Raw genomic sequence first — 6,000 nt, 5'->3', positions numbered from 1 at the left:
TTTTCCGGCTGGTGTTTGGCTTGCGGCAATCGCGATTAAAAGACGATCTTGCGCTACGTGGCTATCTCCAGCCATTTTAGCCGCAGATTCTGCTGAGTCTAGTAGCCGTATAAAATCAGGGGTGGCTTGGGGTTGTCCTGCACCCCCACCTTGTACTTTTGGGAGTCTTGCTAATGCTGCATCGTTAGCAGCTTGCACAGCTTTCGGGTCTCCACCCGCAGCTTTAATCAACCCAGATGCCGCCCCCTGATCATCATCAAGAAGAGCCTTCAAAAGATGCTCTGGCGTTAACTGCTGATGATAATCCCGCAGTGCAATAGTTTGAGCAGCCTGAATAAAACCTTGGCTACGTTCAGTAAATTTTTGAATATCCATAATAACCCTCTCGATACCCCTTTTTGGCAGTACCTCATGTTTTACATGTTCCAACCGTCCCTAAAGAGGCAACGGCTCATGCCTAATATTTAGGCACTTATTTTCCCTTTTCAAGTCTAACGCGCAAACGTTTTGCAGGTTCATGAAGAACCTTATCTGCTTCCGAAAGCCGTTCGTAAGCGGATCGATTTTGATGCCAGTAAGGATAAATTAAATCCGGGGCACTTACTTCGTTCAAACGCGCAACTTGAGCCTGATTCAAGTGCAAGGAAATCGCTTCCAAATTATCAATAAGTTGACTTTCTTTGCGTGCGCCCAAAACCAAAGAAGTAATCCCTGGCCGTTGCAAGGTCCAAGCTAAGGCAACACGCGCAGGAGAGACCCCATGCTCTTCAGCCACCTGCACCAGAACCTCTATTGTGTCATATAGTTTTTCTATATTTCTCACTTCTGGCTCGCTCCAACCCGCAATCCTACGCGTGTCTTCTGGAGCAGACCGTCCTCTGCGAAATTTTCCCGTCAACAAGCCAGAAGCTAGAGGCCCCCAAACTTGAGTTCCCATTCCCTGATCAACTGCCATTGGTAATAGTTCATACTCGGCATCACGGGCTTCCAGAGAATAATAAATTTGCTGACAGACAGGTGCAATTAAACTCTTTTGCTCTGCTTTAGATAAAAGCTTCATGCTATGCCATGCAGAAAAATTTGAAACCCCTGCATATCGTATTTTGCCTTGATTTCTTAAGGTCTGTAAGGCCTCAAGCATTTCCTGAACAGGCGTTAACCCATCCCATTCATGCAAATAATATAGATCAATATGATCTCTTCTTAATCTCTTTAAGCTTTGCTCGCAGGCATTTAAAATATGATGGCGAGATAGCCCTTCTTCATTAGGCCCTTTCCCTGTAGCAAAGCGAACCTTACTGGTTACTAATAACTCTTTGCTTTTCTCTTTTAAAACTTCACCAAGAATTTCTTCTGCTTCACCACCAGAATATGCATCGGCAGTATCGAACATATTCACGCCATGTTCGATACAAATATCACACATCCGAGTCGCTTCTTTAACACCGACATTACCCGTTGCAGCAAAACCGCCCTTCCCGCCAAACGTAACGGAACCAAAATTTAAAGCGGAAATCTTCAGACCTGAATGGCCGAGCTGACGATATTGCATAAATCTTAAATCCTGCCGTGATCACTCTGCACAAAGCACGTAAACACAAAACAAAATCTGACCTATGTTGGGAAGAGCACCTCCCAACAATGTGAGAGCAAATAAACGTAATAAACTCTCATAATCGAACTTAAGCCTCTCCACTCACCGAAGATAAATAGAGAGGATCAACATCAATTGAACGCAAAGCTTTCAACCATTTTTCTTCATATAATCGACTAAACATAATATCCTGATCAAAAGGCGCAACAAGCCATGAATTCCCTTTAAAAATCTCGTCTTCCAATTGACCGGGTCCCCAAGAAGCATGCCCCAATGCCATAATCGCATGTTGAGGCCCTTTACCGACAGCGACTTCCTTTAGAACATCCAACCCTGCCGTAAGAATAACTTGGTTATTAATCTTTAATCCATTCTCACCTTCCCAATCCGATGTGTGCAGGACAAAACCACGGGAAGGCTCGACTGGGCCTCCCACATAAAGAGGAATATCCCGCTGAGGTGGATTAGGCGTAATATCTAACTGACTAAAAATTTCATTGATCTTTGGGTGAGAAAGACTTTTATTAACAACCAAGCCCATCGCTCCCTCATGGGGAGAATGAGCGCAAATATAAATAAGGCTTTGCTCAAACTCGGTTCCCCCCAAAAGAGGCGCTGCAATTAACAACCGACCCGTCAAATTATCATTTTGATTAATAAGTGCTTTCTTCATAAGGATATGATGGGTGTATCTATAGTCTTATTGCAAGTATCTCTTTTACATTTTCTTGGAGATCATAATGTCTCTCACCATTCTTATTACAGGTGCAACCGCAGGCTTTGGACGCACCGCCGCCATTCGCCTTATTCAGGAAGGCCACCGCGTCATTGCAACTGGGCGCCGGACAGACCGTCTTAAAGAACTTGAAAAAGAACTCGGCAAAAATCTTTATCCTTTAACGCTTGATATGACAGATATTAAAGCGTTACGCGCTCTCCCCCAGAGCCTGCCCCCAGCATGGCAAAATATTGATGTCCTCATTAACAATGCAGGCCTAGCGCTTGGATTAGATCCCGCGCAGGATTCTAACCCTGATGATTGGCAAACAATGATTTCAACAAATATTTCTGGTTTAGTTGAAATTACACACGCTCTACTACCTCAAATGGTCAAACGCAATTCAGGCTATATCATTACCCTCGGCAGCACTGCTGGAACTTACCCATATCGAGGGGGAAATGTATACGGCGCAACAAAAGCTTTCGTCCGCCAGTTTAGCCAAAACCTACGAACAGACCTTCTCGGCACCCAAATTCGCGTGACTGATATCGCACCCGGCCTCGTTGGGGGAAGCGAATTCAGTAACGTACGCCTCAAAGACGATACAAAAGCTGCGGACGTCTACAAAGATACCACCCCTTTATCACCAGAGGATATTGCAGAAACCATTTCTTGGCTTATCAAACTTCCGCCTCACATGAATGTTAATAAAATCGAAATTATGCCCGTTTGCCAAGCCTCCGCCGGCCTCTCTGTTGTGCGGAATACATAATTCATTTAACGCGTTTACTCTCTTCACTTGAGTAAACGCCAAAAATATCACTGCAAGTTGAATATTAATGACATAAAAAATGCTTCAGAATTAATAAGCCTTTATTACTAATATTGGATAATAACAATGTCCAAACAAAAATATAGCATTCCATCACACCTTAAAATTACAGATGGTTCAAAATTCTCCCTTTCCCATTTCGATCCCAACGAAAAACTGGGCTACACTCACCATACAGCGAAAAAACGCCTTCGCGACTGCATTGAAAAGCTTACAGTCCTACAAGAAAAATTAGCCGCCCATGCTTCCCAAGGCATTCTGATCGTTTTGCAAGGTATGGATACCTCCGGCAAAGATGGTGCTATTCGACACGCTTTTTCTGGGCTTAACCCCCAAGGATTACATGTTGTCTCTTTTAAGACGCCTGCTGGTCCAGAAGCTAAAAGGGATGATTTATGGCGTATCCACCTTGCCCTGCCTGCATACGGAGAAATCACAATATTTAATCGGAGCCACTATGAAGATGTTCTCGTCACACGTGTTCATCCAGACATTATGCGTGCCCGAAATCTAAACCCTGACACCCCACATTTTTGGCAGAAACGCCTCACTGATCTTAAAAATTTTGAAGCATATCTTTCTCATCAAAACATACATATTATAAAAATATTTTTGAATATTTCTAAAGATGAGCAAAAAAAACGACTACTCAAAAGACTAGATCAGCCTGAAAAAAGATGGAAATTTTCTTCTTCTGATTTAGCAGAACGCTCCTACTGGGAGAGCTACCAGTCTGCATATGAAAATGCCATTCAAGCTACTTCGACAGAAGAAGCCCCATGGTATGTTGTGCCCGCCAATCATAAATGGCTTGCTCGCCTTATCACGGCAGAGGCTCTTTTAGAAAAGCTCGAAGCTCTCCACTTATCACCTCCAGAAACCAAACTTTCAAAAGAGTTAACACACGCTAAGGCGCAACTTCTTTCTCAAGGAAAAGCTAAAAGCCAAGAAAAAACAAATGCTACAAAAAAAGCCGTCAGTAACTCCTGACGGCTTTTTCTTATTTTTTATCGCTAGGCGATCTTATGAAGAGCGACGTTTCCGTGTGGAGCGCTCACCTGTCGCGCCGCCCCCACTACCGCCTTTGCTGCGACTAAAGCCCGAACCCCCGCGGCCTTTATATCCACCGCCTCTTGGGCCACCACCACCCCGGTTAGAACGACGTCCCTCACCTGGGTTACGGCCACGAGCACCATAACTCTCGCCTTGTGGAGCTGATGAAGTCTCAATTTTCACTTCATCTGAATCCGCTCCTGCAATACTCGATTTAAAACGATCAACACTCTCATCCGCTATCTGGAAATAGCTTTGGTCTTGATCAATGCGGATGCTACCAATTTCACGCTTTTGAACAGCGCCCAAACGGCAAATCAAGGGAACGAGCCATTTCGGATCCGCCTTTTGCGACCGGCCGACAGATAACTTGAACCACTGCCCCGAAAGGTTATTTTCTTCACGTGGACGACGTTCACGGCGCTCGCCGCGTTCTCCTCGCTCACCACGCTCATTCTTACGCGCTGGCGCATCCAACGACATAGCCCGCAGATTTTCAACCTTTGGCAAGCGAGAGCGATACATACCCACCAAAGCCGCGGCAAGAGCTTTGCTATCGTATGTTTCTGTCAGCTTCGTTACTAACTCATCTGAAACGCCATCGGACGTTCCTTCTAACAAGTTCGTATCTTCCAAAAGACGTTGATTATCTTGTTTTGCAATCATTTCCGCCGTCGGAACAGACTCCCACTCAGCCTTTACTTTCGCAAAAGACAGCAAGCGTTCAGCCCGGCGGCGTTGATTAACAGGAACCATCAGCACGCTCGTTCCTTTACGGCCGGCGCGTCCTGTTCGCCCTGAACGATGCAATAATGTTTCTGCACCGGTAGGAATGCTAGCATGAACCACAAGAGATAACGCAGGAACGTCAATTCCTCGTGCCGCAACATCGGTCGCCACACAAACGCGTGCTTGACCGGAGCGCAAGCTTTCAATAGCCCGAGAGCGCTCATTCTGCCCCATTTCACCTGAAATAGCGACAGATGCAAAGCCCTTCTCAATCAAAGCAGCCTGAACTTGCCCAACCATCATGCGGGTATTACAAAAGACCATCGCTGTTGGGCTTTCGTAATATCTCAGCACATTCACCAAAGAACGCTCCACTTCATGCGGAGCGGTAATCACACACCGATAGCTAATATCAGAATGTTGTTTACTGCCCGAAACGGTATCAATCCGCACAGCATCTTTTTGATAACGCTTTGCTAATGAAGCAATTTCACGCGCAATCGTTGCTGAGAATAATAGAGTACGACGACCATCTGGAGCGGCATCTAAAAGCTGCTCCAACTCATCGCGAAAGCCCATATCAAGCATTTCATCGGCTTCATCAAGCACAACACAACGCACATCAGATAAGTCTAACGCACCCCGGGAAAGATGGTCACAAAGACGTCCTGGCGTACCAACAACAAGATGAACGCCGCGCTCTAAAGCACGCGCTTCCCGGCGGGCATCTGTACCACCAATGCAACTTGCTATGCGCGCACCTGCATCCGCGTAAAGCCATTCCAACTCTGACTGAACCTGAAGAGCCAGTTCACGTGTTGGAGCAATAACCAAAGCCATCGGTTTGGAAGGAGGAGGTAAACGATCGGCAGAACCTAACAATGTTCCTGCCATGGCCAAACCAAAAGCTACGGTTTTCCCAGAGCCTGTTTGAGCAGAAACTAAAAGATCACGCTCATCCAACCCCGGTTTTAAAACAGCTTCTTGTACAGGTGTTGGCTGTTCATAACCACGCGCAACCAATGCGCGTTGAAGAGCAGGATGAGTATCAGGAAAAGGCATATAGAATGA

6 protein-coding genes (1 of these 6 only partly in view) are annotated in these 6,000 nt (G+C 45.7%); 2 read left to right on the top strand and 4 right to left on the bottom strand.

What is annotated here, in order from left to right; translation table 11 throughout:
- The 3 genes from clpB to E3D00_RS06330 form a co-directional block, all read right to left on the bottom strand.
- Positions 1 to 375 carry the start of an ATP-dependent chaperone ClpB gene (clpB, locus tag E3D00_RS06340; protein ID WP_141460958.1) on the bottom strand. It extends 2,229 nt beyond the left edge of the window, so 375 of the gene's 2,604 nt are visible here — the first part of the coding sequence; its start codon is at positions 373 to 375; its stop codon lies off the left edge, out of view.
- A gap of 97 nt (positions 376 to 472) precedes the next feature.
- Positions 473 to 1,552: an aldo/keto reductase gene (locus E3D00_RS06335; RefSeq protein ID WP_141460956.1), complete on the bottom strand. Its 1,080-nt coding sequence runs from the start codon at positions 1,550 to 1,552 to the stop codon at positions 473 to 475.
- 130 nt (positions 1,553 to 1,682) lie between these two features.
- Entirely contained in the window at positions 1,683 to 2,267 is a 585-nt protein-coding gene (locus E3D00_RS06330) for a YqgE/AlgH family protein (protein WP_141460955.1), read from the bottom strand.
- A gap of 67 nt (positions 2,268 to 2,334) precedes the next feature.
- Between E3D00_RS06330 and E3D00_RS06325 the strand changes: the two genes are divergently transcribed.
- Positions 2,335 to 3,087 carry an SDR family NAD(P)-dependent oxidoreductase gene (locus tag E3D00_RS06325; protein WP_141460953.1) on the top strand — a complete coding sequence of 251 codons (753 nt, stop codon included), beginning with the start codon at positions 2,335 to 2,337 and terminating at the stop codon, positions 3,085 to 3,087.
- 126 nt (positions 3,088 to 3,213) lie between these two features.
- On the top strand, positions 3,214 to 4,137 hold the full coding sequence (locus tag E3D00_RS06320) for a PPK2 family polyphosphate kinase (protein WP_141460951.1): 924 nt from the start codon (positions 3,214 to 3,216) through the stop codon (positions 4,135 to 4,137).
- Positions 4,138 to 4,170: 33 nt separating this feature from the next.
- Here the strand turns inward: E3D00_RS06320 and E3D00_RS06315 are convergent, their stop codons facing one another.
- Positions 4,171 to 5,991, bottom strand: coding sequence for a DEAD/DEAH box helicase (locus E3D00_RS06315; RefSeq protein ID WP_141460949.1), 1,821 nt, complete (start codon positions 5,989 to 5,991; stop codon positions 4,171 to 4,173).
- Between the last annotated feature and the right edge of the window lie 9 nt (positions 5,992 to 6,000).

It is taken from the genome of Swingsia samuiensis, assembly GCF_006542355.1.
In the GTDB taxonomy this organism is placed as follows: Bacteria; Pseudomonadota; Alphaproteobacteria; order Acetobacterales; family Acetobacteraceae; genus Gluconobacter; species Gluconobacter samuiensis.
The sequence above is the reverse complement of the archived record's forward strand: the minus strand, read 5'-3'. Positions and strand labels throughout refer to the sequence as shown.